The sequence below is a fragment of the Leptolyngbya sp. FACHB-671 genome, from assembly GCF_014695745.1.
In the GTDB taxonomy this organism is placed as follows: domain Bacteria; phylum Cyanobacteriota; class Cyanobacteriia; order Elainellales; family Elainellaceae; genus JAAUTN01.
Genome location: NZ_JACJOV010000080.1, coordinates 110578 through 137198, shown reverse-complemented (window position 1 = coordinate 137198; position 26621 = coordinate 110578). Strand labels below are relative to the sequence as shown.

The 26621-nt window shown below is 49.9% G+C and carries 23 protein-coding genes; 12 read left to right on the top strand and 11 right to left on the bottom strand.

Annotated elements, in window-relative coordinates; translation table 11 throughout:
- Positions 1-217: 217 nt before the first annotated feature.
- Entirely contained in the window at positions 218-2563 is a 2346-nt protein-coding gene (locus tag H6F93_RS10445; protein ID WP_190643255.1) for an amylo-alpha-1,6-glucosidase, read from the top strand.
- 68 nt (positions 2564-2631) lie between these two features.
- Here the strand turns inward: H6F93_RS10445 and H6F93_RS10440 are convergent, their stop codons facing one another.
- Positions 2632-3369 carry a Uma2 family endonuclease gene (locus H6F93_RS10440; protein WP_190680443.1) on the bottom strand — a complete coding sequence of 246 codons (738 nt, stop codon included), beginning with the start codon at positions 3367-3369 and terminating at the stop codon, positions 2632-2634.
- 543 nt (positions 3370-3912) lie between these two features.
- Here H6F93_RS10440 and H6F93_RS10435 point away from each other — a divergent pair.
- On the top strand, positions 3913-7800 hold the full coding sequence (locus H6F93_RS10435; RefSeq protein WP_190680440.1) for a PAS domain S-box protein: 3888 nt from the start codon (positions 3913-3915) through the stop codon (positions 7798-7800).
- Positions 7801-7855: 55 nt separating this feature from the next.
- On the opposite strand, the gene H6F93_RS10430 is transcribed toward H6F93_RS10435, so the two are convergent.
- Both H6F93_RS10430 and sufR read right to left on the bottom strand, forming a co-directional pair.
- On the bottom strand, positions 7856-8272 hold the full coding sequence (locus tag H6F93_RS10430) for an NDH complex assembly factor CRR9 (RefSeq protein ID WP_190643258.1): 417 nt from the start codon (positions 8270-8272) through the stop codon (positions 7856-7858).
- Positions 8273-8276: 4 nt separating this feature from the next.
- A complete protein-coding gene (gene sufR, locus H6F93_RS10425) occupies positions 8277-8927 on the bottom strand; it encodes an iron-sulfur cluster biosynthesis transcriptional regulator SufR (RefSeq protein ID WP_190643259.1) in 651 nt (216 codons plus the stop codon).
- Positions 8928-9079: 152 nt separating this feature from the next.
- Here sufR and H6F93_RS10420 point away from each other — a divergent pair, with 152 nt between their 5' ends.
- The 7 genes from H6F93_RS10420 to H6F93_RS10390 all read left to right on the top strand — a co-directional run bounded on the left by H6F93_RS10420 (position 9080) and on the right by H6F93_RS10390 (position 15491).
- On the top strand, positions 9080-9442 hold the full coding sequence (locus H6F93_RS10420) for a ferredoxin-thioredoxin reductase catalytic domain-containing protein (RefSeq protein WP_190643260.1): 363 nt from the start codon (positions 9080-9082) through the stop codon (positions 9440-9442).
- A 26-nt stretch (positions 9443-9468) separates the two neighbouring features.
- Entirely contained in the window at positions 9469-10905 is a 1437-nt protein-coding gene (gene sufB / locus H6F93_RS10415; protein WP_190643261.1) for a Fe-S cluster assembly protein SufB, read from the top strand.
- Positions 10906-10920: 15 nt separating this feature from the next.
- Positions 10921-11340 (top strand): retroviral-like aspartic protease family protein, encoded by a 420-nt coding sequence (locus H6F93_RS10410; RefSeq protein ID WP_190680438.1) that lies wholly within the window; start codon positions 10921-10923, stop codon positions 11338-11340.
- A gap of 9 nt (positions 11341-11349) precedes the next feature.
- Positions 11350-11970 (top strand): restriction endonuclease subunit R, encoded by a 621-nt coding sequence (locus H6F93_RS10405; protein WP_190643263.1) that lies wholly within the window; start codon positions 11350-11352, stop codon positions 11968-11970.
- A 68-nt stretch (positions 11971-12038) separates the two neighbouring features.
- Positions 12039-12830, top strand: coding sequence for a Fe-S cluster assembly ATPase SufC (gene sufC / locus H6F93_RS10400; RefSeq protein WP_190680436.1), 792 nt, complete (start codon positions 12039-12041; stop codon positions 12828-12830).
- Positions 12827-14191: a Fe-S cluster assembly protein SufD gene (gene sufD / locus H6F93_RS10395; protein WP_190680434.1), complete on the top strand. Its 1365-nt coding sequence runs from the start codon at positions 12827-12829 to the stop codon at positions 14189-14191. The genes sufC and sufD overlap by 4 nt, the downstream gene beginning before the upstream one ends.
- A gap of 37 nt (positions 14192-14228) precedes the next feature.
- Positions 14229-15491, top strand: coding sequence for a SufS family cysteine desulfurase (locus H6F93_RS10390; RefSeq protein ID WP_190680432.1), 1263 nt, complete (start codon positions 14229-14231; stop codon positions 15489-15491).
- A 221-nt stretch (positions 15492-15712) separates the two neighbouring features.
- Here H6F93_RS10390 and H6F93_RS33645 read toward each other — a convergent pair whose 3' ends face one another.
- Positions 15713-15862: a hypothetical protein gene (locus tag H6F93_RS33645; RefSeq protein WP_206755721.1), complete on the bottom strand. Its 150-nt coding sequence runs from the start codon at positions 15860-15862 to the stop codon at positions 15713-15715.
- A gap of 389 nt (positions 15863-16251) precedes the next feature.
- On the opposite strand from H6F93_RS33645, the gene H6F93_RS10385 reads away from it, so the two are divergent.
- Positions 16252-16728, top strand: coding sequence for a TspO/MBR family protein (locus H6F93_RS10385; RefSeq protein WP_190643268.1), 477 nt, complete (start codon positions 16252-16254; stop codon positions 16726-16728).
- A gap of 117 nt (positions 16729-16845) precedes the next feature.
- Entirely contained in the window at positions 16846-17316 is a 471-nt protein-coding gene (locus tag H6F93_RS10380; protein WP_190680429.1) for a hypothetical protein, read from the top strand.
- A gap of 5 nt (positions 17317-17321) precedes the next feature.
- Here the strand turns inward: H6F93_RS10380 and H6F93_RS10375 are convergent, their stop codons facing one another.
- Positions 17322-18047, bottom strand: coding sequence for a M15 family metallopeptidase (locus tag H6F93_RS10375; RefSeq protein WP_190680427.1), 726 nt, complete (start codon positions 18045-18047; stop codon positions 17322-17324).
- Positions 18048-18294: 247 nt separating this feature from the next.
- Here H6F93_RS10375 and H6F93_RS10370 point away from each other — a divergent pair, with 247 nt between their 5' ends.
- Complete coding sequence (locus tag H6F93_RS10370) at positions 18295-18834, top strand: phycobiliprotein lyase (RefSeq protein ID WP_347277272.1); 540 nt, start codon at positions 18295-18297, stop codon at positions 18832-18834.
- A gap of 114 nt (positions 18835-18948) precedes the next feature.
- Here H6F93_RS10370 and H6F93_RS10365 read toward each other — a convergent pair whose 3' ends face one another.
- From H6F93_RS10365 to H6F93_RS10340, 6 genes are all read right to left on the bottom strand, one after another.
- The gene (locus tag H6F93_RS10365) at positions 18949-20259 is read right to left on the bottom strand and encodes a serine hydrolase (protein WP_190680425.1); all 1311 of its coding nucleotides are present in this window, start codon (positions 20257-20259) and stop codon (positions 18949-18951) included.
- 127 nt (positions 20260-20386) lie between these two features.
- On the bottom strand, positions 20387-20986 hold the full coding sequence (locus tag H6F93_RS10360; protein WP_190680423.1) for a TetR/AcrR family transcriptional regulator: 600 nt from the start codon (positions 20984-20986) through the stop codon (positions 20387-20389).
- Positions 20987-21095: 109 nt separating this feature from the next.
- Positions 21096-22088: an aldo/keto reductase gene (locus H6F93_RS10355; RefSeq protein ID WP_190680420.1), complete on the bottom strand. Its 993-nt coding sequence runs from the start codon at positions 22086-22088 to the stop codon at positions 21096-21098.
- A gap of 95 nt (positions 22089-22183) precedes the next feature.
- On the bottom strand, positions 22184-23530 hold the full coding sequence (locus tag H6F93_RS34610; protein ID WP_190680418.1) for a GAF domain-containing protein: 1347 nt from the start codon (positions 23528-23530) through the stop codon (positions 22184-22186).
- Between the two features lie 466 nt (positions 23531-23996).
- Positions 23997-24281 (bottom strand): DUF3303 domain-containing protein, encoded by a 285-nt coding sequence (locus H6F93_RS10345; RefSeq protein WP_190680415.1) that lies wholly within the window; start codon positions 24279-24281, stop codon positions 23997-23999.
- Between the two features lie 120 nt (positions 24282-24401).
- Positions 24402-26570 (bottom strand): NAD(P)/FAD-dependent oxidoreductase, encoded by a 2169-nt coding sequence (locus H6F93_RS10340; protein WP_242043384.1) that lies wholly within the window; start codon positions 26568-26570, stop codon positions 24402-24404.
- Positions 26571-26621 lie beyond the last annotated feature (51 nt).

Below are 26621 nucleotides of genomic sequence, written 5' to 3'. Positions count from 1 at the left end.
ATCTCCTGGGATTATATGTCCTAACGATTGCACTGCTTTGTGGTTCACTAGACCAGCCTGGGATAAGTCAATGGTTCTAAAGCTGATGGGTTTAATTCTGTTTGGACCCGTCACTTAACGCGATGTGTAGAAGCATTTTTAAGCGTTTACAGTGCAGTTCTGGCCTGACTTCCTAAGCTACGATCACTCCCTTGACCCCAGAATTGAAGTAGGAAGGATGTCAGATATTCTTGAAATCGACGGTAGAACTTTTATCCCTGCTGACCAGGCTGCTGTTCCAGAGTGGCCTTGCGTTCTTGTAGAACGTCCTCAGCCAACGTTAACGCTCAAAGACGATGACCTATTTCTAATAACCGATACGATCGGCAACATCGGTGGATGTTTGGTTAACGAACAAACCACCAGCATGGGATTGTTTTGTCGAGACACGCGATTTCTCAGCCGTCTGGAATTGCAGCTTGAAGGACGGGCACCCATTTTGCTGAGCAGCGATGCCCGCAAGGGATTTGCCCTTTCAGTATTGTGTGCGAACCCCAATCTCGATAGCGGTATTCGGGCAGAAACTATTGGCATTCAGCGAGATATTGTGCTGAATGGCGGTCTGTTTGAAGAGTTGACCATTACTAACTACAGCACCCGTCCCGTCAAATTTGAACTGACTTTGAGTTTCGGTGCTGACTTTGTTGACTTGTTTGAGGTGCGGGGTTCTGCCCGAGAAAACCGGGGACAGTTGCTGTGTCTGGTGCAGACTCCAGAGGAAAAAACTGTTTCTACTGAGCTACCTGTGCTAGCGAATGTGGGCGATCGCTTTCGGGGGGCTTCTGCTGAAGAGTTGGCGATGCTGGAAGAGCTGGCGCGAACGCAAGACATTCCTTGGAATGGTGATGTTGATCGCCCTCCACAGGAGCTAACGATCGCCTATCAAGGGCTAGATGGCGCTTTGATGGAGTCCCGCATTCAGTTTTGCCATCGCCAGCCCGACTCCTTTAAGGGATTTACGGCAATTTGGCAGCTAGAGCTTCAGTCTCATGAGACCCAGCGGTTAGGCTATCGGCTGCAGCTATTGACTAACAACCGACATGTCTCAACGGTGAGTGTACCGATGACGCTGATGCAGGCCAAGGCTGCAGAGTTGTTAGAAGAGCAAAGCTGGCGATCGCTAGTAACTCAAATCCGCACTGACAACCGGGGCTTTAACCAGGTGATTGAGCGGGCAGAGCAAGATGTTTACTTGTTGCGGCAAACCTTTGGCAAGGGCAAAATCTTGTCAGCTGGGGTGCCCTGGTTCTCAACGCTGTTTGGGCGCGACTCAATCATTGCCGCCTCTCAAACGCTGATCCTCGACCCCACGATCGCCAAAGAAACGCTAACAATCCTGGCTCAATATCAGGGCAAAACGGACGATGACTGGCGTGAAGAGGAACCCGGTAAAATCTTGCACGAGTTACGTCTGGGTGAGATGGCTCGTTGCCACGAAGTTCCTCATACGCCTTACTACGGCACTGTCGATGCAACTCCGTTGTGGCTGATGCTCTATGCCGAACATTATGCCTGGACACACGATCGGGAAACCCTGGATCGTCTCTGGTCAAACGCATTAGCTGCGATGGAATGGGTTGACATTAATTGTCAGGAAACGGGCTATCTCAGCTACAACCGTCGGTCTAAGCGAGGATTAGCCAATCAAGGCTGGAAAGACTCGAATGACTGCATCGTCAATCGCAAGGGAGAACTGGCAACTGGGGCGATCGCTCTTTGCGAAGTTCAAGCCTATGTGTATGCGGCTAAAGTTCGCCTGAGCGAGATTGCTCGCATGAAGAAGCGGCTCGACCTGGCAGACCGCTGGCAGGAAGAAGCCAGAGATCTGAAAGCTCGGTTTAATCAGGACTTTTGGTTAACCGATCAGGACTACTGTGCGCTCGCCCTTGATGGGAACGGCAACCCTGTAGACAGTATCACCTCTAACCCAGGTCATTGCTTAAACTTGGGCATTCTCACCCCTGAAAAAGCTCAGAGTGTAGCAGAGCGGCTCCACGCGCCAGATATGTTTAACGGATGGGGCATTCGTACCCTCAGCAGCCTTTCTCCGGCTTACAATCCAATGGGCTATCATGTCGGCTCTGTCTGGCCACACGACAACGGCATGATCGTGCAGGGGTTGCGATCGCTAGGACTCGTCGATCAGGCGTTAGAAGTTGCTCAGGGTTTAGTAGATATGACACTACAACAACCCTACCAGCGTCCGCCAGAGCTATTCTGCGGTTACGATCGCACCGATGACAGCGGGCCTGTGCAGTATCCTGTTGCCTGTTCACCTCAGGCATGGGCAACTGGCACGATTTTCCAACTGTTACAAATGATGATTAACCTGGTACCCGACGCAGCAAACAACTATGTGCGGGTAATTGACCCCAACTTGCCAGAGTCGATCAACCATTTGTCACTGCACAACCTCAGAATCGGGCAAACGTTACTAGATCTAGAGTTTGAGCGATCGGGAAGTGCGACCGCCTGCCGGGTAATTAAGAAGCGAGGCAACCTGCGAGTTGTCATTGAGGCTTAATTTTGAGGCGTGCCCCCTGTGCGGGGGCACGCCTCAAAATTAAGCCTTGGATAAAAACGATATAAGCCTTAAGCTTCTGCATCTGGATCGATGCCTAGTGCCCGTAGCTTTGCTGCTAGTTTTTCACTGCGTTGCTGTTCTGCTTCAGCCCGTTGCCGTTCCGCCTCCGCTATTGCTTTAGATGCCTGTGCCGCTTCTTCTGGGGTAGGAATCAGTTGCCCTTCTGAGGTGAAGAAGCGTAGTTCACGATTATGAATACCCAAGTAGAGATTTAACTGTTGACTCCACAATTGACCTTGCTGATTAGGCTGAAGGTCTTGATATTGCCCATCCAGAAGATGAAAACCCTGAAGCTCCAGTGTGTTTGGGTCAAACCAAAAGTAGTCCGGGGTGCGGAAGGTATCTTGATAAATTTGTTTCTTCAAGCCTCGGTCGGTTTTGGCGGTCGAATCTGAGAGCAGTTCAATGATGACGTTAGGGTATTTACCTTCCTCTTCCCATACGACCCAACTCTTGCGTGGCTTACGTTCTGTGCCCAGCACCACAAAGAAGTCCGGACCGCGAAAATCTTCTGACTTGCGTTGATAAGGGCTGTAGTAAACCGTAAGGTTGCCTGAAACGTAGAAGTCTTGTCGCTGCTGCCAATACCATCGGAGCAGACGAATCAACAAATCAATTTGATCGCGGTGCAGGTCACTTTCCAAGGGAGGTTCGTTACTGTAGAGGTCTCCTGGAGGAAAGCAAACACCGTTTGTTTTCGCTTCCTCAAGAACGGCTTGCACGGATTCAGCAGTTGGGGAAGACATAAGCGCAGGTTATTTTATCCGTGTATGTATATCTCAGTTTAGCGGAAGGCGATCGCCCGTACTCGTCAAGAACTACAGGCTCTGTCAGTCCTTAAATGCAGTCGTGCCATGCGTTAGTCAAAGTTTACATATTGGGGGAGGACGGGCTCCTACTCGTTGAGTAATTTTAGGATATTTGCCTTTGCCAGCCTTCTCAGTAATTGAAACAACATTGATTTGTTGCCACTGATCATCCCCAAAATCAAACCAATATCCAAACACATCACCTGTTAAAGGTAAGGGGTTAGAGGTGCTCTTCCCACCCTCTCACCATCACTCACTATCACCTTGTTTTAGCATCGCGTTCTATATTATCCAACCGATAAGTTTGTCTAATCTACATATCGGATTGTTTCCTAGTGGGGAAGATTTTTTTCGATTTGCATCGGAATATATCTTTATGCACAGGTCGGCGCGATCGCTAGAGGTAGCGAGGCGCTGACGACTTTGTGTCGGAACATCGCCAAATAAATCTAGCTCAGCAGTCGCGCCCCTTGGAATCCTATGCTTTCTTCTCCAAATACCGCTCCTGCGAATCAGCACCGCTGGTGGATTGTAGTTTTAGTAGGGATTTTGGCGTTGTTCGTGGCTCACTGGATCGCATTGGTTTATCGGGTTCAGCCCTCGCTTTCTCTTTGGTTTGTGCCATCGGGAGTGGCGATCGCTCTCACTTTTTGGTTTGGCCCGATTGGTGCAATTCTGGCAGGTGCAGCCGGCATTATGGTTGCGCCGCTGTGGGGACACACAGGCTGGAGCAGCTTAGTTGGAGCCGCAGATGCAGTTGAGCCGCTGGTTGCCTGGATGCTTTATCGCTACGCTTGGCAAGGTTCGCTTACGCTTAAACGACTCAAAGATGCAGCTGCCTTCATTCTCAGCGTGCCGCTTTCAGCTTGCATTCTTACAGCCCTACTCAGTAGCTTACTTTTAGGCACATTGCAGAGATTGCCAGAAACTAGCTTCTCCCAGGGCATTGTGTTGTGGTGGCTAGGTAACGCACTGGGGGCTTTCTCAGTTACCCCCGCCTTGCTGCTTTTATTAACTCCTCTATTGCAGCAACGGGGATTGCTTTCGTCTGCCAACTCATCTGAACCCGTACACCTCTTGCAGCTTCCCCGTTATCGGAGTTTTTGGCTAGAAGCTCTTCCGATTCTCGCTGTGCTGATCAGTACAGCTTTACTGACCGTTTGGAAAACGGGTGAAGCGGTTTTGGTGTTTCAGCAATTTTCGTTTCTCAGTTTTGTGCCAATCGTGTGGGCAGCAACTCGATTTGGGGCAACAGGTGGAATTCTCACCTCCAGCTTCTGTGTACTGGTGACATTCCTGTCTTATTTGCTGAGCTACGGGGATGCCTTCGCGCTAGACCAGTTTCCGATTCCTGAAGAGGTGTTGAGTGTTCACACGCTGAGTCTGCTCGTACAGTGTGCGGTAGGTTTACTGGTAGGCACGGCCATCACCGAACGAGCTGCCAGTCAAGTAGCGTTGGCAGTTGAGCGGGTGCGTCTGAGCGAATATGAAGCCCGAGCGCAGATGTCTGAGCAGTTGATTCGACTCAATCATTCCCTCTCTGAAGCAAACGCCTGTTTAGAAAACTCTAATTTAGAGAAGGATGAGTTGCTCAGGCGAGAACAAGCCGCTCGCTCGGAGGCAGAAAGTGCCAGAGAGCAAGTCTCTCAAATTCTTGAAAGCATTACGGACGGGTTTGTTGCAGTCGATCGAGAGTGGCGGTTTACCTACATCAATGCGGAGGGAGCGCGAAATCTCGGCTGCACTCGTGAAGCACTATTAGGCAAAAATGTCTGGGCAGAGTTTCCAGACTTGGAACACACTAACTTTGGTCGGCTTTGCAAGCAAGCCATGTCAGAGGGAATTACCGTTGAGGATGAAGGCTACTACCCACCTTTTAACGCCTGGTTTAGCGTTCGGGGCTATCCTTCAAACAATGGATTTTCGCTGTATTTCAAAAATGTTACCGATCGCAAACAGACTCAAGAGGCGCTGCGTAAAAGTGAAGAACGTTTTCGGGTGGCGCTTCAGGGAAGCTCGATTATTGTTTTTTCCCAAGATTTAGAGCTGCGTCACAACTGGATCTATAATCCTCACCCGGATATGGCAGCCGAGTTCATTCTGGGTAAAACCGATCGAGAGATTTTGCCATTAGAAACTGCAGAGCGGGTTACAGCAATTAAGCGATCGGTGATTGAGCAAGGAATCCGGGCACGTACCGAGGTAGAGATAGAAATCAACGGGCAAATCACGACTTATGATGTGGCGTTGGAGCCCCTCCGCAGTCCAGGGGGGAATGTAGTAGGGCTGACCGGAGCCGCGACAAATATTACTGAACGGAAACAGGCAGAACAAATTCTGCGAGAAAGTGAGGAACGATTCCGGCAACTGGCTGAAAACATTGATGTTGTCTTCTTTATTTACGAGGAATTCAACGATGTTTCCCCAGGACAAGTAATTTACGTCAGCCCTTCCTATGAGAAGGTTTGGGGGCGATCGCCTCAGCAGCTTTACGCAAATTCTCAGGGCTGGCTTGATGCCATTCATCCTGACGACCAGGCGCGGATTCGAGCAGCACTGATGGGGTTTGCGCGAGCCGAGTTTGACGAACAGTTTCGCGTTGTCCAACCAAATGGCGAAACTCGCTGGGTACATAAACGAATCTTTCCGATCTACGACCCTCAGGGACACCTGTATCGCATTGCCGGAATTGTCGAAGACATCAGCGAACGCAAATGGGCAGAAGAGGCGCTTCAGGCAAGTGAATTGCTCTACCGCACGTTAGGAGAGGCAGTGCCTGATTTTGTCTGGTCTGCTGGTGCAAATGAGCAGGTCGATTATGTTAACTTGCGCTGGGTTGACTACACAGGCACCCGACTGGATCAACTCAATCAATCGGGTGCTGTGGCGCAACTGATTCACCCAGATGATCTTCGTGCCCATCGACGACGGTGGAGGCAAGCCAAACAGTCCAAAGAGCCATTTGAGGTAGAACTGCGGCTACAACGACACGATGGTGAATATCGCTGGTTTATGGGTCGAGCAGTGCCGCTCAAAGACAATGCAGGTAAACTGATCCGGTGGATTGGCTCTGCTACTGACATTCACGCACTCAAGCAGGCGGAGGTAGAACGGGAGGAACTGCTGGCGCGCGAGCAGGCAGCGCGGGCAGAGGCAGAGGCGGCAAACCGTGCCAAGGATGAGTTTTTGGCGATTCTTTCCCATGAATTGCGATCGCCCCTTAACCCGATTTTAGGCTGGGCAAAACTGCTGCGAACCCGTCACCTCGATCCCTCTACCGTGGCCCGTGCAGTTGAAACGATTGAACGCAACGCCAATCTGCAAACGCAGCTGATCGAAGATTTGCTAGACATTTCTCGAATTTTGCGCGGCAAACTCAGCCTTGATGTTTCTCCAGTGAACCTAGTGCCTGTGATTGAGGCAGCTATGGAAACGATGCAGCTTGCAGCCGATGCAAAATCGATCGATTTTAGGTTTTGGATTACAGATTTTGGATTGGAGTCCACGGCGAGTCATCCGGCGGATGAAATGCTGGATTCCCTCAAAACTCAAAACTCAAAACTCAACATTCAACCTTCCCAATATTGGGTGATAGGCGACGCAAATCGGCTTCAGCAGGTCATTTGGAATTTGCTGTCCAATGCAATTAAGTTCACGGCTGAAGGTGGACGGGTGACGATTCGACTGGGGTGCAGTGACGCTCATGCTCAAATTCAGATAAGCGACACGGGCAAGGGCATCCGCGCTGATTTCTTGCCCTACATTTTTGACTATTTTCGGCAGGCGGACGGCTCCATCACCCGGCGGCACGGCGGACTGGGCATCGGATTGGCGATTGTGCGGCACCTGGTTGAATTGCACGGTGGCACCGTCACCGCAGCCAGCCCTGGGGAAGAGCAAGGGGCAACGTTTACTGTGCGAATTCCATTGATGGCTTCTGCCCCAGAAATCCGATCGCCCATTAAACGGTCTGAGCCATTCCCCAGTTTGCAAAACCTAAAAATTTTGGTGGTGGATGACGAAGCAGATACCCGCGAATTTCTGACCTTCATGCTGGAAAAATACGGCGCAACGGTGTTTGCAGTTGCCTCCGCCCGGGCCGCTCTAGATGCGATCGCCGCCGTTCAGCCAGATCTGTTACTCAGCGACATCGGTATGGCGAATGTGGATGGATATGAGCTGATCCGCCAGGTCAGAACTTTAGCCCCAGCTCAGGGCGGACAGCTTCCGGCGATCGCGCTCACCGCCCACGCCAGCGAACAAGATCAGCAGCTTGCTCGCTCAGCTGGGTTTGACCAGCACATCGCTAAACCTGTTGAACCAGGTGTTTTGGTGGGAGCAATTGTGGCATTGGTTACTGATCGTTAATCATTAGTTTTTGGTTACTGGTTTTTGGTGATTGGTTATTGAGCTAATGCAGCTTCTAACCGTCTGGTTGTTGTGAGTTTAGCTCCTGTCCAACTTTGGCTTTTGCTTCTTGCTCAAACCAGGCAATGACCTGAGAGGGTGTGAGCTCGGCGATCGCCTTTCCCTCACTCTCTGCAACTTGACGTAACGGTTTGAGTGAGGACAACACCAGTTGCGTAAAAAACTGTCCAAAAGACTCATTTGCGGCTGCTTCTCGCCGCAGGCTCTCATCGTTTTCAACCCAGTCGGCAATTTGTTGAGCTGTGATGTTTTCAACCGCTAGCCCAGTTTGTTGAGAAAGCTGTTTGAGCGATCGCAGTGAATAGATTGCCACCCGCGTCAAAAACTTATCCCGCGAAGTCAGCAAAGCCTGATCGACCTCAGCCGATTCCTCTGGCGTTAAGAACTGCATTGGTTCTGGCGAATCATTCATACTGCTATTTTCCCTGAATCAAGTAACCACAGCGATGCTCACCATTGACCAACCAGTGAGTCCGCTCAACGATGCAATCTTGCAATGCCGCTGCAAACATTTCTAGCTCATGCCCACACACGCTGGGGAAGGACTCGGCAATATGAGAAATTGCACAGTTATATTCAGTGACGATGAATTTAGAATTAGCAGCACTCTCTGAATCGTCAACGGCATACCACTCTGCCATGTAGCCTTCTGCTTGACGCAGCTTGACCAGGTTCGCAACCCGTTCGGCGATCGAGCCTGTCCCCAATCGCTCTCGATATTCCTCAGCTTTGCGCTCCCACTGTTTGCGTAGAATGGTGCCGACCTGGTCGTGTCCAACGGTTTCTGCCAGGGTGTTGAGCAGGGAGAGGGCAAATTCGTCGTAGCGGTCAGGCAGGCGATCGCGCCCTTCCCGACTCAAGTGATAAACAAAATTAGGACGACCCATACTCGCCTGGATCGCCTCATGCTCAATTAAGCCATCGGACTCTAAATCCTTTAAGTGACGGCGAATCGCTTGTGGACTGACGTTAAGCGCGCCAGCCAATTCCTGAGCGCTAGCCTGACTTTGCTTTAGCAGATAGTTCAGGATGTCTTGTTTAGTGGAAGGTTCCTGCGTGGTTGCCATCGTCTTCCTAACGGAGTGCTGAGACAAATCAATTTAAAGCCTAAAATAGACTTTGACAACTTTGATGTTGCTAAAGTACCCTACAATAAAGTTAAGCAACAAAAATGTTGTTTTAATTATAGAATTATTCGGCTGACCTGTCGCTTTATCAAATGAATCCATCTGAGAAACCTACCCAAGCCACCGAGAAGAGCCTCGAAGCCATGCGGCACTTTTCTGAAACCTATGCAAAACGGACTGGCACCTATTTCTGTGCCGACCTGGGTGTGACTGCTGTCGTGATCGAAGGGCTAGCCAAGCATAAAGATGATCTGGGTGCGCCCCTCTGTCCGTGCCGTCACTACGAAGATAAAGAGGCAGAAGCCGCTGCCGCCTACTGGAACTGTCCTTGTGTGCCCATGCGAGAGCGCAAAGAGTGCCACTGCATGTTATTTCTAACCCCGGATAACGACTTCGCAGGCGACCAACAAGAAATTACCTTTGAGGAAATCCGGGCTACGACTAGCCAATACTAATTGTTTGTTGAGAGAGAACACCCCCGATGACTGCAACGGTTAGATCCTTAGTTAACCAGCCTTACAAGTACGGCTTCGTCACGGATATTGAGTCGGAGTCGATTCCGCGTGGGCTAAGCGAAGATGTGATTCGTTTGATTTCAGCGAAAAAGCAAGAGCCAGAGTTCATGCTGGAGTTTCGCCTAAAAGCTTATCGTCAGTGGCTTAAGATGACTGAGCCAACCTGGCCCCAGGTGAAATATCCACCGATTGACTACCAAAATATTGTTTACTACTCAGCGCCCAAGAAGAAAGACAAGCTGGGCAGTCTGGATGAGGTTGACCCGACGCTGTTGGAAACCTTTGAGAAGCTGGGCATTCCTTTATCTGAGCAAAAGCGGTTGTCGAACGTGGCAGTTGACGCAATTTTTGATAGCGTTTCTGTCGCTACCACGTTTAAGGAAAAGCTGGCTGAAGAGGGCGTGATTTTTTGCTCGATCTCAGAGGCGCTCCAGCACCATCCCGACCTGGTGAAGAAGTACCTGGGCAGTGTGGTTCCTGTAGGCGATAACTATTACGCAGCGTTGAATTCAGCCGTATTCAGCGATGGCTCTTTTGTCTACATTCCCAAGAACACTAAATGTCCGATGGAGTTGTCCACCTACTTCCGAATCAACAACGGCGATTCGGGACAGTTTGAGCGGACGCTGATCGTTGCCGAAGAAGGCAGTTCGGTGAGCTACCTGGAGGGCTGTACGGCTCCCATGTTTGACACCAACCAGCTTCACGCGGCTGTAGTGGAATTGGTGGCATTGGATAATGCCGAAATCAAATATTCCACTGTGCAAAACTGGTTTGCTGGCGATGAAAACGGCAAAGGCGGCATTTATAACTTTGTCACCAAGCGCGGTTTGTGCCAGGGCGTAAACTCCAAGATTTCCTGGACACAGGTAGAAACCGGATCTGCAATCACCTGGAAGTATCCAAGCTGTGTGCTGGTAGGGGATAACTCAGTCGGTGAGTTCTATTCTGTTGCACTCACTAATAATATGCAGCAGGCAGATACGGGCACCAAGATGGTGCATATCGGCAAGAATACCCGCAGTACGATTGTCTCGAAGGGAATCTCGGCAGGGCGATCGCAGAATAGCTACCGGGGTCTGGTCAAAATCGGACCTAAAGCCGAAGGCGCTCGCAACTATTCCCAGTGCGACTCGATGCTAATTGGCGATACTGCTGGAGCAAACACCTTCCCTTATATTCAGGTGCAAAACAACACCGCCAAAGTAGAACACGAAGCCTCTACCTCCAAAATTGGGGAAGATCAGCTCTTCTACTTCTCTCAACGGGGCATCTCTTTGGAAGACGCAATCTCAATGATGATCAGCGGCTTCTGTAAGGATGTGTTTAACCAGTTGCCAATGGAGTTTGCCGTCGAAGCCGACCGCCTATTAAGCCTGAAACTAGAAGGCAGCGTTGGCTAAGTGAGATCAGCAACAATGGGCATCACTTACGCTGAAATTGAATTGACTCGTGGGGATGATCTGGCTCTTTTTCGTGAGGGTTACATCCCAGAGAACCGAGTTAGACGGATAATCGTCAGAGCTTTAGTAGATAGTGGTGCCTCGATGCTGTCAATCACTCCAGCCGTTAGAGACTATTTGGATCTACCAAAAGTCGATGAGCAGCAGGCAGAGTTAGCGGATGGCTCTGTGGCTCAGTTTGATGTAGTTGGGCCAGTAGAACTCAGGTTTGAGAATCGAAAGACAGTTGAGTACGCGATTGTAGTACCGAACTCACCAGATGTCTTACTTGGAGCGCACCCGATGCAAGATTTGGATGTATTAGTTGACCCAAAACGAGAAGTGCTGATTGTCAATCCTAAAAGTCCCGACATTGCCCGAAAGTTTCTGAAGTGAGTTGGCAAGATGGTTCAGACCTTACAAGCAAGAACAATTGATCTGCGTCACCTGATTGATCACTTCAAGTTGGAGTTAGCTCAAGATGAGCAGTTCTTTAGGGAATGGCAAGTAGGATTACCCGAAATTACAGATGTTGAAAGGCAGTTTCTAGACAAGGTGAAAGCAGGTTATTTGAACTTGCTAAACTATCCACCTGTTTTGGAAAAAGCAGTTCAAATTTCTGTCCTGGGTCCGCTATTGTTTCTGGCAGATTTTTATCTTCCGCCTTTTCACATCAAAGCTGAGAAGTCAGTTGAAATTCAAGCTGAAGATGAAGGCGTAATTGTTCGTGGGCAGATCGATATCTTGCTGCTGAAAGAGCAGTTTTGGCTAATGGCGATCGAGTCAAAGGAGTTTTCCTTCTCCACAGACGCAGGTTTAGCGCAGCTTTTAGCTTACATGTTAGCTAACCCCAATCCAGACAAACCAGGATTTGGTTTAATTGCAACTGGCAGTACATTTACGTTCGTCAAGCTGGTGCAAGGAGAAGTGCCTCAATACGCAACTTCCGATCAATTCGGCATTCTAAATCGGACAAATGGACTCTATGACGTATTCAGAATTTTGAAGCGGATTAGTCAGCTATAGGTGAGCTAGTCATAGATTTATTGAATTTACTTAGTTGAACGAATGGCAGTCGATGAGGGGTTTTTAGCGTGATTATTGAAAACAGTGAAGTGATTCTTTCAGTGCGAGATCTGACGGCTGAAGTAGATGGCAATCAGATTTTGAAAGGGCTAAATTTGGAAGTCAAGGCAGGAGAAATCCACGCCATCATGGGTCCAAACGGTTCCGGTAAAAGCACGTTTTCCAAAGTGTTGGCAGGGCATCCGAGCTATGACGTAACGGGTGGAGAAATCCTGTTTCAGGGCGAAAATCTGCTGGAGTTAGAGCCAGAAGATCGAGCGCGATCGGGCGTTTTTCTGGCATTCCAGTATCCGTTAGAAATTCCTGGCGTGAGTAACTTGGACTTTCTTCGAGTTGCCTACAATTCCCGTCGTAAGCATCAAGGTTTAGAAGAACTGGATGCATTTGACTTTGATGAGTTGGTGCGAGAGCGGTTAGAAGTTGTCAAGATGAACCCCAGCTTCCTTGGCCGCAGCGTCAATGAGGGCTTTTCGGGTGGTGAGAAAAAGCGTAATGAGATCTTGCAAATGGCAATGCTAGAGCCAAAGCTAGCGATTCTGGATGAGACTGATTCTGGTTTAGACATTGACGCACTAAAGATTGTCGCCAATGGGGTAAACCAGCTTGCTAAGCCAGATAATGCAACGATTTTGATTACTCACTATCAGCGCTTGCTCAACTACATTGAGCCTGACTTTGTACATGTGATGGAAGGCGGCAGAATTGTCACCACAGGCACGAAGGAGTTGGCTCATGAACTGGAGAGCAGGGGCTATGACTGGGTGCTAGAGGCAGAAGCGGCTGAGGTGGCAGGACGATGAGTATTCAGGTTTCTTCGAGTAATAACGAGGTAATGCAGCGATCGCCCCTTAACCGCGACGGCTATCTGCTGCGCCTGTTAGATCAAACAGGTAGCCCGGAGACGGATTTAGAGCTGTTGCGATCGCTCCGGTCTCAATCCAAGCTTCTGATACAGGAGCAGGCATTTCCCACAACTCGCGATGAGGAGTGGCGATTTACGGATCTATCCTCACTGCTACAGGTTAACTTTGAGGCACGCACTTCTCAGTCCTCGGTTAGCTCAGAGCAAATTGCACCTTTTACATTACCTGAAGCCGCAGAGAGCCGACTGGTATTTGTGAATGGCGTGTATCAGCCACACCTATCCTCGGTGAAAGGGTTGCCCAAGGATTTGTATGTGGGCAGCTTATCAGAATTGTTGGCAGGGAAGCAGGAAGAGGCGATTGCCCTTCAGTCTCGCCTCTCTCACTATTTAGGTAAACAGCCAGGAGCCGCAGAACTTTTCACTGCGCTAAATACGGCAAACCTTACCGATGCTGCGATTATTTGGGCACCCAAAAACTTGGTGGTAGAGACTCCGATTCACCTACTGTTTCTCTCAACCGCAGCCGCTTCCCCAGTTTTTTCCCAGCCTCGCTGTTTGGTCGTGGCTGAACCTAACAGTGCCGTAACGCTGGTTGAGGAGTACGTTGGACTGGATGAAGGCGTTTATTTCACTAACTCCGTCACTGAAGTGTGGGTAGAGGCCAATGCCCAAGTCAATCACTCCCGCATTCAGCGTGAAAGCAAAGCCGCTTTTCACATTGGCAAAACGGCAGTCTCTCAGGCAAGGGACTCACGCTACACTTGCACTGCTATCAGTTTAGGTGGAAAGGTTTCTCGTCACAATCCGGAGATTTTCCAGACTGGGGAGCAGACGGAAACTCACTTAAATGGATTGACGATCGCCCTGCAAGACCAACTATCAGATACGCATAGTGCGATCGCCTACAGCAAGCCTCATGGCAGCAGTCGTCAATTGCACAAATGCATCGTTGGCGACAAGGCTCACGGCGTTTTCAACGGTAAAGTATTTGTGCCGCAGTCCGCTCAGCTTACCGATGCCGGGCAGCTTAACCGCAACCTGCTGCTGTCGCCCAGAGCACGGATAGACACTAAGCCCCAACTCGAAATTGTTGCAGACAACGTCAAGTGCACCCACGGAGCTACCGTCGGACAGCTAGATGCCGATGAAGTCTTCTACCTGCAAAGCCGCGGCATCGACGCAGCCAGCGCCCGTAACCTGTTAGTCTACGCCTTTGCTTTTGAAGTGGTTGAGCAGGTGGCGATCGCTTCCCTCCAGGACACCCTCACCCACTTTCTTAAAACTCAAATCCCTTAACCCTCACACCCCACACCCTACCTCACACACCCGATCCATGACCTTCACCCAAGAAAAGACCCTCGCTGCTCAGGTTCGTGCCGACTTCCCCATCCTGCACCAAGAGATTCACGGCAAACCACTCGTTTACCTGGACAACGCTGCCACGTCTCAAAAACCAGTGGCCGTGCTGAACGCCCTTCAGCACTACTACCAGCATGACAACGCCAACGTGCATCGCGGCGTGCATACCCTCAGTTCTCGCGCTACGGATGCTTACGAAGGCGCAAGAGACAAAGTGGCTAATTTTGTCAACGCTGCCTCTCGTCAAGAAATCATCTACACCCGCAACGCTAGCGAAGCAATCAACCTGGTTGCTTACGCTTGGGGCAACAGCAACTTGCAGCGCGGAGATGAAATCATCCTCTCCGTCATGGAACATCACAGCAACCTGATTCCCTGGCAACTGTTGGCTCAGCGCACCGGAGCCGTGCTGAAGTTTGTTGAGCTAACCGAGACGCAAGAATTTGACCTGGAACACTTCAAGTCTCTGCTGTCTGATAAAACCAAATTAGTCTCGGTCGTTCACGTCTCCAATACGCTCGGCTGCATCAACCCAGTCAAGGAAATTGTGGAACTGGCGCACCACTACGGCGCAAAAGTTTTGATTGATGCCTGCCAGAGCGTCCCGCACATGACTGTAGACGTACAGGCGATGGACTGTGATTGGTTAGTCGCATCAGGACACAAAATGTGTGCCCCTACCGGAATCGGCTTCCTCTACGGCAAGCTAGACCTGCTGCGTTCCATGCCTCCTTTCTTGGGCGGTGGCGAAATGATCGCGGACGTATTTTTTGATCATTCCACCTATGCTGATCTGCCCCACAAGTTTGAAGCTGGAACTCCTGCCATTGCTGAGGCGATCGCCCTCGGTGCTGCTGTAGATTACCTCTCTAGCCTGGGCATGGATAAAATTCATGCCTATGAAGCCGAGCTAACTGCCTATCTGTTCCAGCAGCTTCAGCAAATTCCTGAACTGATGCTCTATGGACCTAAGCCAGATTCAAAAGGTGAAGGTAGAGCTGCCTTGTCTGCCTTTACTGCCGGAAGCGTCCACCCACACGACCTGTCTACCATTCTCGATCAGGCAGGGATCGCCATCCGAGCCGGGCATCACTGCACCCAGCCCTTGCACCGTCACGTCGGGGCACAGTCCACCGCTAGGGCAAGTCTTTACTTCTACAACACCCGCGAGGAAATTGATACTTTTATCACGTCCCTCAAGGAAGCGATCGAATTCTTTAGCGGAATTTTTGGCTAAGAAGATTTCTACGAAGGGATTTACCCTTGGGTAGGGGCGGTTTGCCAGAAGCTTTGCAGTTAGCGATAGCTCTGATGCTAAACCTGCTCTTGCAGGTATCTTGTGTACTAGAAGTCTTTTAAGAGAAGATCCGCCTCCAATTTATTTCCAAACAAGCAACCCGTAGGGGCGTAGCGTTCGGGCAGAAATTCTGGATTATTTCAGGGTTTATTTGCCGAATGCTACGCCCTCTCCTCTATCCGGCTTTCTAAAACTTCAGCGATCGCCCCAAATCCGCTGCATACTTCTCCACAATCGTTTTCGACTGCTCCTTTGTCATTCCGCATTGCTCCTTTGTCATTCCGCATTGTTGCCGCTGATACGGAAGCCACTTTGTCAAGAGCTATTATTTCTATGTACGGGCGAAGCATTCGGTCGGAAGATTGTGATTAAGTTGCAGAGATTGTGACCGAATGCTTCGTCCCTACCGCTACCGCTACTCCATTGAAGGATTCGGTATGAATCATTCTGCGCTGCTCTGAGACTGTCTGCGATCGCTTTGAGGTCATTCCCTTGGAGTGCTAGTTGAATTTGTGAGAAGTTACATTCTTCCAAGTTTGCTTCTAAACAAAAATCATCTATCAATGCTGCATCCTTACGACACCTCTAGAGATTGATTACAGCTACCTCTCAAACCTGCAAAGATAGCTGTGCAATTCGAGCTATCTCTACAGTAGTAGCTTAGACAACGCGGAGCATCGTGCCGCTAAGGGTGAGGATAATGATTAAATCTTGGATGGTGATTGGAGGAATTGCACTGATCTTAGGAGGAGCTGGCGGATCAATCGTGCCACCAAGTGGCGTTAAATGGTTTGCTCGGCTGCGTCGTCCCTATTGGCTGACATTTGAACCGTTGATTCCGCTGATTTGGACGACTGTTTTTATCTGCGGCGCATGGTCTGCTTACATCGTCTGGGAACATGATCCCGGTAGCCGCAAAACTTGGCTGCTCATGGGGCTATATCTGCTGTTGGAATTAGTGACCCTGTCCTACAACTCGGTGATGTTGACTCTAAAGAGCCTCAAAGCAGGAACCTTCATTGGAGGCACGGGCTTTTTCCTGGGACTAATTCTGGCAATTTTGGTATTGCCTATTTCTGTCTGGGCATCTGCTCTGTTGTTGCCTTACCTGCTGTGGAGCCCGATTGGCACCTACACCACCTGGGAACTGATGCGCCTCAATCCGCAAGATGCATAGCTCGATCCCTAATTCCCAATCTTTAATTCTCAATCCCTAATTCCCAATCCCCAATCCCTGCCTAAGTCCTGGTTTAATTTTTAAAGCCCCCGTTGATGCATACCCAGGAGAATCTAGATGCTCTTTTCGCGTAATCGAGCTGTTGTTGTGTTGTCTACTGCACTGGGAGTTTTCGCGATCGGCTGTAGCCAAAACAAAATAGCCCAGTGTAATCAGTTGATTGAAGTTGCCAATGAAGCGGTGACCGAGGTGCAGGCAATCACCGAGAATGCCAGTCCGGACGATCCGGCCGCTTTTCTGCGAATTGCAGATACGGCTGACCAGGCAAAGACAAACCTGCAAGCAATTGAGGTTACAGATGAGCAGCTTCAAACTTACCAAGAACGATTCGTCACGCTTTACACAAACACGGGCGACTCAACCCGCAACCTAGTTGAGGCGGTAAACGCGCAGGACAATCAGGCTGCTCAGCAAGCTTATGATGCACTCCAGCAGGCGATCGCTGAAGAACCCAATCTGGTCAATGAGGTGAACGGCTACTGCAGCGGCAGAGCTCCAGCACAACAAGGCAATCAGACAGCACCATAGGGCAATCAGACAGACCCATAGCGAGCCACTATCATGGTGTCCAGGCTTTCCAAACCCATTAGCCAGGCCCACATCTGATCTCCCTGAGAAAAGTGCCACCACTCGTGAGGATGCTGCCGAAACCCAGCCCGAATCATTGCATTACGGAGAAGCTGACGGTTGCGGTGAAAGGTTTCGCGCAGGTTTTGCTGCCGTGAATCTTCCTTGGTTGAAGCACTCATGAAATGGTCAGGGTAAGAGCGAGGAGACAGTTCATCAATCGGAGAACCCATATCTACAGCTTGGCCCTGATCGTTTACCAACGTCACATCCACTGCTGCTCCCGTGCTGTGGGGCGGAGGCATCTTTGGGTCAGCACTGGGGACAGCCCAAAACTGATAGACCTGTTCTAAAATCGCCTGACGCTGTTCAGGGGTTAGCTGATTAAGGCGAAAGCCTTGTGCTTGAACAGTTTCAGCAAAAGTGTAATCCACCATAAACTGCTGCACGGCGATCGGGCGATAAGCATCAAAAATTTGAATACGCCACTGAGGATGTAGCTGTTGCAGATAGTCTTGCGCTCTGATCAATCCTTCCAATACACCTTGGCGCACAGAGTAGGGAGACTTGCCGCCATAAGGCGCAGATAACTTGACGTAGGGGTGGGGATCTTCTACAGCAAACAGCTCCATTGGAATCGGGAGCAGTGGCTCTCCGCATTCCAGAATTGGGATTCTTTGATAAGGTTTCATGGATGACCTGTGCGGACGACACGGACGAGACCAAAGGGAGCTGCAGACGGGGCATTGAGGTCCAGCTTAACCTCACTTTCAAGCTTGCCCCTGGGCATAGTGTACGAGGATGGCACATCTGCCTATGAACCATTGCTATCATGGAATTGTGCGACTAACATTAAGAAAATTAACAGAATGCTGACAGTTGTCCCCAAACACTGTACTTGCTTTCTGACCAAATTATTCTACGGAAGGAACTAATCAGGTGATTGTATCTTCAAGGTCTACCACTACTACAGGCGAATCGCTGATCAGCAACTTTTTTCATCGCTCGGTAGGTCAGTGGCGCTCAGAACGTCGCTACTACACCTTACCGGATGGCGAAACGAAGGAGATGGTTAGCAACATCACCATCCGCTTTCTGGAACAGGGCTGTGATGAACTGGCTCACCTGGCAGATTTGCATGAATTGTCCGATCGCCACTCGATGATTTGTGGGGCTGAGGTAACGTGGGATAGTGCGGACTCCGTATCGGGTAAGAAGCAGTCTAAAGGATTGACGCTATTTGGTGCGCTGGGCGATGTGCTATATCGCGATCGCGGCTTTGCCACCTCTAAGCCCGTTACTGCTGAGTTCTATTTCCCAAATCCAGAAACGCTTTGTCTGAGAACCGAGTACAAAGACTCTGTGTTCGAGGAGGAGCTGAAGCTGGTTGGTCAGCAATATCGCACTCGCCAAACGATCATTTCTCGCGCAGGTGAGCAACAGATGATCGGGCAATACCTGGAAAAGCGATTGGCTTAGGCAGAGCGCTTAAACAAGCCAATCTTTTCCCTATACCCTCGTCCCCAGGTTCTACCTGGGGATGCGTGTTTTAAGGCTCTGCCTGGTAACGAGCAGAACGAGAAACTAGCTTGCTTAAAGTCCGTTTTTGTCAATGTGGTTGGCGATCGCATTCACGGTTTCCCGAATAGCACGTTCATTGCCGCTGTAATCTAGCACGATGCTAACGACGTAGTATTCATCGTCCAGCATAAAGGCAACGGTTGTACCTAACGCCTTCGAGTTTTGCCCAGTTTTTTCGCCCATCCAGAAGGCTTTCGAGTTTCGTAAGCCCTGATGACCCAGCACCAGATCATCCTGGCTCATTAGCGTCTTGATCAGCTCATCATCACCCGGATTCTCCTTGTTGTAGATCGACACCATCATTTCAGTCAGTTCATCGGTGTTGATCTGATTTGGGCCAACGCCGGCATTAGCTGGATAAGTGCGTTCGCCAACGAGTTTGGTATTGACGCGAGTGACTCGGTAACCGCGATCGCTCAAAATTTGGTTGATGCGATCGCGTCCCACGTAATCAATGAGCTGATTTGTGGCAATGTTGCTGCTATGTTCGATCATCCGCAACAGGACTTGTCGCAGTGGGTATTCTGACCCCACCCAAACGTCGGATGCGTCTTCGGTGTAGTTTCCTCGGCTAATCGAAATGGGCGTATCAAGATCAATGTTGTCGGAGTTGACCTTTTCCATCACGGCGATCGCCACTGGCACTTTGATTAGGCTGGCGGGACTGGCGGGCGGTGCGCTGCCATTCAAGCGGCGGCATTCTCGCGAGGCTGCACGACAGACCGTGATGTGAACTCGATCTGAGCCAAGTCCCGTCTTTTCAGCGATCGGTTCCAGGTAGCCAGAACGAGCCGTGTCGTAGTTATAGGAAGCGAGTTTCAGGTAGTTTTCGTATTCCTCAGCCTTTTCGCTAGCGTTTTGAGACAAAAAGGATTGCTCTGGCACCGACTTGAGCGAGCTAACCGAATCATTCCAGAGAGAATAAAGTTTTTCTGTCGCTTCTAGCGAACCGTCAGACTGCTGCTGCGCTGTAACCGCCTGATTTGCTAGACGAATTGCTTGGTTCCAGTTTTGCTTGGCCGTCTCCTCAACCTGAATCCGAATTTCTACTGCTTGAAGCGTTTGCAGCATTGCGGTGGGTGGCGAAAAGATTCCTGCTTCATCGCCATTGGGAAAGACCGAAGCCTGATCCAAGTCAGCCTGAAGGCGATCGCGCATCTCATAAAGTTGCTCCAACGACTCGACCGTGGGCAGTTCGGGTGGCTCAGCATAGGGCGTTTCGATCGGGGGAGCCAGCGCTAAGGGGGGGTTAGCAACAGACAAACCCGCTACCATGCCTATGGCAACCACTGGAATAACGAGTAGATATGCGACCCGGCGCATTAATTGACCTCACACCGAAGAGATAGCAGCATCAAACGCAAGCAAACTCAATCAAAATTAAATATAAGGGTATTTACGCACTTGTTTGCAGTTTTTCAGCAAACGGACAAATTAATCTGTTTGCAAATTAGCTTTTTGCCAGATCTCTTGATGTAAGACCTGCTAGCAACAGACTCCACACTTGAGCAAAATCAGCGTCAATGCCCGGATCGCTCCACTCAGCAGCATGAGCCGGATGATGAAACCGGGCAGTCGCACTAAAAATTGCTCTAGCGACCTGATGCGGATCAGAAGCCTGAAACTGTTGACTAGAAATGCCTTGTTTAATAATTTGCGTGAGTTGTCCAATTAGCTCATCAACGTGGGCTTGCACGACCTCTCGTGATTCCTGAGCGATCGCATGATAGGTCGCAAACAGCTCCGGATCATCTAATACTTTTTGCCGCTTGAGCGACATTAACCGTTCTAGCCAGTGATGTAGCCGTTCAGCCGCAGTTCCTTGTTCTTGAACAATTTCGGCTAGCGGTGCAGAGACTCGGTGCAGCCATCGTGCGGCGACTGCATCGCGAAGGGCAACTTTGCTCGAAAAATGCCGATAAATTGAGCCATGACTCACCTCTAGCACTCGTGCGACATCCACCACAGTTGCCTTGCTGGGACCATAGCGGCGCAACACATCTTCTGCTACGTCAAGAATTCGATCTGAAGTCAAGGCTGAGTCGTTCATGCTGCTTTTCTATGCGATCGCGAACTTTATTAGAACTTAAATAGGGAGATAAAACCAGAATGTCATTCTGGTTTTATCTCCCTTGAACAAGCCTGGTAAGAATTTGCTTTTAGCGTCTTTCACTGTCTAGCATAGCCATCTGTCCTGCATCATAGCGATCGCCCGCTACTGCATCCGGAGGAATTGCCATCTCGATCTGAGACAGCTGTTCTGCACTCAGGTTTAGATCTAAAGCGCCTAACGCTTCCTGGAGGCGATCACGACGACGGGCTCCAATCAGCGGAACGATGTCATTGCCTTGAGCCAAGACCCAGGCGATCGCCACCTGCGCCACCGTTGCATCTTGAGCCTGAGCAATTTCGCGCAGTGCTTCTACCAGGGTTAAATTTCGGTCTAGATTTTCGCCAGAGAAGCGGGGCAGGTGGCTGCGAAAATCTTGTGCTGTTTGCGAGCGCTCCTTTGACCAGCGACCACTCAACAGCCCCCGTGAGAGAACGCCATACGCCGTGACACCAATGCCCAATTCTCGCACCGTTGACAAAATTTCTGCCTCAATGCTGCGGCTTAGCAAAGAATACTCGATTTGCAGCCAGGTAATTGGGTGAACCGTATGGGCACGTCGAATTGTGTCTGCACCGACCTCTGATAAGCCAATCTGCCGCACATAACCAGCCTGCACCATTTCGGCGATCGCCCCAATTGTCTCCTCAATCGGTACTGTTGGGTCAAGCCGTGCGGGTTGGTAAAGGTCAATGTAATCGGTTCCCAGACGTTGCAAGGTGTAGGCAAGCGAAGTCTTTACGGCTGCTGGGCGACCATCGAACCCAATGAAATTACCATCGGGCGATCGCATCGCCCCAAACTTGACCGCAATGAACACCTCTTCTCGCCGCCGTCCAGCCAAAGCCTCGTGCAGCAGCAGTTCGTTGTGTCCCATGCCGTAAAAGTCACCCGTATCCAGCAGCGTAATTCCTACATCGAGTGCAGCATGAACCGTTGCAATGCTCTCTTCTCGGTCTGCGGGACCATACATACCCGACATGCCCATGCAGCCCAAGCCAATCGCCGATAGCGAACTGTTTCCAATCTGACGCATTTGCATAGCGATTTCTCCACTGTCGTGATAGAAACAGTATCGCATGACGATTGACAAAAATCGATATCTGTCATTTTTAAAGTGTCAGAGCAGGGCGATCGCTACAAAGCAACAATCTTCAAAGTCTGTAAACGGTCGATTGCCCAGCCGATGTAGTCAGCAACAAATTTCAGGAGCCTCGTCTCATCGCCGGTAAACGGACGGTGACAGGACGTACCAACATGGAAGACTCCAAGAACCTCATCCTTAATGCGCAAAGGCACTCCTAGCATAGATATCAGCCCTTTAGTGCGGAGCACAGGGCTGACAACCTCAATGTCCGACAAGTTTGCCACAACGACAGGTTCGCCCGTTTCAGCAACTTGTCCTGCAAAGCCATGTCCTAACGGAATTCTAATTTTCTCTAAAATTTCCTCTTCTAACCCAAGCGTGGCTTGAATGGCTAGTCGTTGCTCATCTTTTCTGATTAAAAGAACGGTTGCCGTCTCTACCTCCAACATCTGACAGACGCTATGCAGCAAGTTGTGCAGGAAATGCTGTAGCAGAAAATCTTCTGACTCTCCAAAAACTGTATGGCTAGAAGCTTTAATGTGCTGCTGAAGCAACTCAAAACCTTTCTCGCGATCGGCACTGATCAACTTAAAAACTTCTTCGGTCTCAGCCACCACAGCTTGGAGCGATGCGGGCAGATAGCTTAGATCACGATAGTGCATGTCTTGGCTAGCGGGTGCTGCAACTAGTTCCTTGGGCTTGCGGCTAGAAACTACCTTTGCGGGTACACCCACTGCAATGGAATAGGGGGGAATGTCTTTGGTCACAACTGCCGCGGCACCAATCACACTGCCTTCACCAATAGTGACCCCATCCAAAATCCTGGCACCGCTGCCAATCCAGCAATTATCCTCAATTACAATTCCTTTGCAAGTCACTCCCTGCTCCTGAATTGGGCGCTCCAAATTGGTGAATCGATGTTGATTAGCATAGATTCCTGTGTGGGAGGCAATCATGCAGTAGCGACCGATTTTAATTGGACCAGGACCAGCAATGCAGACATAAGGCGCTATGTACGTTCTGTCACCGATTTCAATTCGGCAGTTTGCCCGACTTCCTCTGATGTCTACCCCGCGATCAATGTTGACTTGTTCTCCAATTAAAATTTGATGATTGTCCCCCATACATTTGATGTGTACGTCTTGCCTGATGTAAGACTTTTTACCAATCGTAATCTTGCTATCTACACCGGCTGCATCAAGACGTGCTCGGCTTTCAATCAAAACATTACTACCAATCTCAATGCTCTCAGGAGCAGTGAACTCTACGCCTTCTCGAATGGCGCAGCCATTTCCTAATTCAGCAAATAACCCTCGATAAAGTAAACCTCTCAACTTCGCGCCTGGTGATTTTGGAATCCATCCTATTAGCGGAATGAGTATAGTTTTTCTAGGCATGGCGATCGCTTTCCTTTGAATTGAAGAGGTAAATGCGTAAAGGCTCTGATGTGCAGCTTTTGCCCAAGAAGTTCGCCGCGAATGGTTGAGCTTGCTGTTGCAAAAGCTTTGGATTTTCCTGTACACCCTGAAGACAGCACAATCTTTCCTGGCATTAGCTACTCAGGTTGTGTGCCGCGATACGGTGCTCCTATTTGAGTTAGACGAGTAGATAACCAGCTCCCTAAACCGTTCCTACTTACCTTTAATAGGACGACCTAAACAGCCACCAGAATTAAGGATCGACCGAATAAGGGAAAACACTGTGAAAATTTTATCTAGATTACTTATGATCTCCTGAAAATTACTGAGGACTTCATAAGAAATTCACGATGAAGCGATACTTACTTAACGCTTAACGTGAGCCGAGGATGCTGCCCAATTTAGATAGACTTATTTGGGCGAAGGGTTGATATTTCAGACCGGTTCATAAGTGATCAAGAAATGGACTAACAACCTGTTGAGTTTCCTTGCTGCTTACGACTGGGACAATTTCAAAAATTGCGCCTGAACCACGCCACTTCAGAATCCATTCCTGGATCAACCGCAGATCATTACATTCCATGAGTTGAAAGCATCTGCTGAAATTTGGCTCTACCCAGCTATCAATGTATTTAAGTCCTTCAGGAAACATTCTGCCTTCGTCGCGGACACGCTTATAGATTGGCAGCATATCGTTGTCTTTGAATCGCTCAACAATCATGAACAGCATTCAGTAGTTCCCAGGTTCTACAGCGATCTCAAAAGTGTTGTGAGCACACCCTTCTCAGGTGCATCTCTCACAACACATCATTCCACAACTAATTCAGAACTGCTTAGGTTGAGGCACCTTTTAGGGGTCAAATTTAGCTTTGGTTGAGCTGACGTCGGCTACTGACTTGAGGGAAGTGGAAGGTGTGAGCGATCGCCCCTCTTCTCCCCCCGCCTTAATCCGTGCAAGCGGTCGCCCCATACCGTAAGTAAGGGCATAGCTTTGGGCTAGCAGCCACAGCCAAACTGCGGGATAGCGAGGCTCTAGCCAGGGTTGAATCTGTTGGGCAAAGCCAGGTACCCAGCGAAATAGCCAGCTAATCAAAGCGCTAATCGTAAAGTTGAGGTAGCTGCCAAGCCAGCGCACCAGGTCTTTTGCGCCTGCAAGCTGCCAAATCCACAGCAGCAGAGACGGATTTCTCCAGGCAGCTTTGATTGCCATACGGTTAAAGTCAAGCCAGCTTCCCCGGTCTTTGATGAAGCTGTCTGCCACAGTGGGCGATTCGCCTGCCAAAATGCCAAAGAAGGTATTCAGCATAGCGTTAACCTTTTGCGGCGACAGAAATTGACCTGTCGGCACCATCATGCCCTTGGAAAATAGCCAGGTGACAGAAATGTTGCTCTGGTAAGCGCGAATCTGGTTCAGGTGTTTGGCTTTGAGCAAGTCATGGCGCAACGCTGTATCGAGCAAATCGGTGAGGCGGGACAGGTTTCGCACAAGAGAACCGAATCCGGTAAACACAAGAGGCGATTGCAAAGAGGCAGCATCACCAATCGAAACGAGGCGATCGAAGGCAATTTGGCGATCGCTGCCACTCGTGCTGAAGTGCCCTGGAATATAGCCAAAGGTTGGCTTCCGCCATTTCAGTTTGCTCAGGTCGCAGCGGCGATATTCCGGCAGAATGGTGAAGAAATCCTCATACATTTCCAGGAGCGAACCGGGATTTTCGGCATTCACCTGGTGGTAGTGAAATAGATAAATCGTCAACTCATCATTTGCTCCGGGAAACAGTTCCCAAATCAGCTGTCGTCCGCGTGAAATATCGCCGTGGCTGTTCAGCACATCGCCATAGTGAGCATCCCAGACCTGCGGCTCAAATCCGCTCTCAACCACGGCTCCGACAGTTGGGCAAACGCTATCAAAGGCTCGTCCGCCATTAAGCTGCCAGGCAATCGGGGAAGCTGTGCCCATTGCGTCTACGAGTAGTCGTCCTTCTAGCTTTTGGGTTGCCTGAGTCGGCAGGTGTTTAGCTAGAACGGTGACGCGATCGCCCGCCACCTCTGCTCGAATAAACTCTGTCTCATCCAAAATTTCGCCAGCTGCAGCTTTTAGCTTGTCGCCACACAGCCGCAGCAGTATTTCCGTGTCTAGCGCCACATTTAGAACCGTTGGAGTTCTCAAAACGGGGGCTTTACACTGGGGCGGATTGTTTGCATCAAAAAACTTGTGGAACCCGTCTACATACTCCCGCGCAATCATGCTTTCAAACTCGGCGGGGGTAAACAGACCCAGGTCGATCAGGCTTTGAAACTCGTCGCGGGAGATATTCCACTCCCGATTCATTCGACCAAACGGCAGCCGTTCGATCAGCAGCACCCGGTAGCCCAACCGCGCCATCACTGCAGCATGAACCACCCCAAGCGCACCGCCAATATAAATTAAATCGTAAGGAGGAGATTCTGTAGACGACTGATGGGCAGTTTCAGCATCCTGTTGACCTTGTCCTTCTGACGCTGCAAAGATTACCTGTTTGGGCTGTTTCGGATTCTTTACGCCTTCCCGCCAGCGCTGTTCCCACCAATAGGCTCGGTTCAGGTCATATTCCCCGTTGGGCATGTCCTGGAAGTACTTCACTGTTTTGGGGTAGTTTGCCGCTAACGCCTCAAAAATAGATTGTTCAGGGGCGATCGCCGGAGGCACCGGATACTGATTGGGAAACTGAACCCGCAATCCTTTCGTCAACTGCTGCACCATCAGCCGCTCATCCGCGATTGGCTGGCTTGCCCAGCGAAACACCTTTAGATAGGTCGTTCGCTGAACGGACCAAACAAAAACAGAAAGCTCAGATGGTAATTTTTCAGTCGTTTCTGAAAGGGATGCAGCTTGAAGTGTAGCTTTAGGATATCGAAGGCAAAAGCCATCTGGAGTGATGACTTTTTCTCCAGATTTAAATTCAAACTGCTGCTGCAACCACGCTCGAACAGCCGCAACATTAGGGGTGGGGATCTCGATATAAAGAATCTCTTTCATTTCGCTGATATTAACTCCAATCAGTTTAATGCTGAAAGCAGGTTGACAAAG

Bases quoted from the DNA above. Each gene is read 5' to 3' on its own strand.
- H6F93_RS10375 (WP_190680427.1), bottom strand. From the start codon at position 18,047: ATGAAACCTTATCAAAGAATCCCAATTCTGGAATGCGGAGAGCCACTG.
- H6F93_RS10390 (WP_190680432.1), top strand. From the start codon at position 14,229: ATGACCTTCACCCAAGAAAAGACCCTCGCTGCTCAGGTTCGTGCCGAC.
- H6F93_RS10405 (WP_190643263.1), top strand. From the start codon at position 11,350: ATGGTTCAGACCTTACAAGCAAGAACAATTGATCTGCGTCACCTGATT.
- H6F93_RS10355 (WP_190680420.1), bottom strand. From the start codon at position 22,088: ATGCAAATGCGTCAGATTGGAAACAGTTCGCTATCGGCGATTGGCTTG.
- H6F93_RS10440 (WP_190680443.1), bottom strand. From the start codon at position 3,369: ATGTCTTCCCCAACTGCTGAATCCGTGCAAGCCGTTCTTGAGGAAGCG.
- H6F93_RS10410 (WP_190680438.1), top strand. From the start codon at position 10,921: ATGGGCATCACTTACGCTGAAATTGAATTGACTCGTGGGGATGATCTG.
- sufB (WP_190643261.1), top strand. From the start codon at position 9,469: ATGACTGCAACGGTTAGATCCTTAGTTAACCAGCCTTACAAGTACGGC.
- H6F93_RS34610 (WP_190680418.1), bottom strand. From the start codon at position 23,530: ATGCCTAGAAAAACTATACTCATTCCGCTAATAGGATGGATTCCAAAA.
- H6F93_RS10345 (WP_190680415.1), bottom strand. From the start codon at position 24,281: ATGCTGTTCATGATTGTTGAGCGATTCAAAGACAACGATATGCTGCCA.
- H6F93_RS10380 (WP_190680429.1), top strand. From the start codon at position 16,846: ATGCTCTTTTCGCGTAATCGAGCTGTTGTTGTGTTGTCTACTGCACTG.
- H6F93_RS10420 (WP_190643260.1), top strand. From the start codon at position 9,080: ATGAATCCATCTGAGAAACCTACCCAAGCCACCGAGAAGAGCCTCGAA.
- sufD (WP_190680434.1), top strand. From the start codon at position 12,827: ATGAGTATTCAGGTTTCTTCGAGTAATAACGAGGTAATGCAGCGATCG.
- sufR (WP_190643259.1), bottom strand. From the start codon at position 8,927: ATGGCAACCACGCAGGAACCTTCCACTAAACAAGACATCCTGAACTAT.
- H6F93_RS10360 (WP_190680423.1), bottom strand. From the start codon at position 20,986: ATGAACGACTCAGCCTTGACTTCAGATCGAATTCTTGACGTAGCAGAA.
- H6F93_RS10430 (WP_190643258.1), bottom strand. From the start codon at position 8,272: ATGAATGATTCGCCAGAACCAATGCAGTTCTTAACGCCAGAGGAATCG.
- H6F93_RS10445 (WP_190643255.1), top strand. From the start codon at position 218: ATGTCAGATATTCTTGAAATCGACGGTAGAACTTTTATCCCTGCTGAC.
- H6F93_RS10340 (WP_242043384.1), bottom strand. From the start codon at position 26,570: ATGAAAGAGATTCTTTATATCGAGATCCCCACCCCTAATGTTGCGGCT.
- H6F93_RS10435 (WP_190680440.1), top strand. From the start codon at position 3,913: ATGCTTTCTTCTCCAAATACCGCTCCTGCGAATCAGCACCGCTGGTGG.
- H6F93_RS10365 (WP_190680425.1), bottom strand. From the start codon at position 20,259: ATGCGCCGGGTCGCATATCTACTCGTTATTCCAGTGGTTGCCATAGGC.
- H6F93_RS10385 (WP_190643268.1), top strand. From the start codon at position 16,252: ATGATTAAATCTTGGATGGTGATTGGAGGAATTGCACTGATCTTAGGA.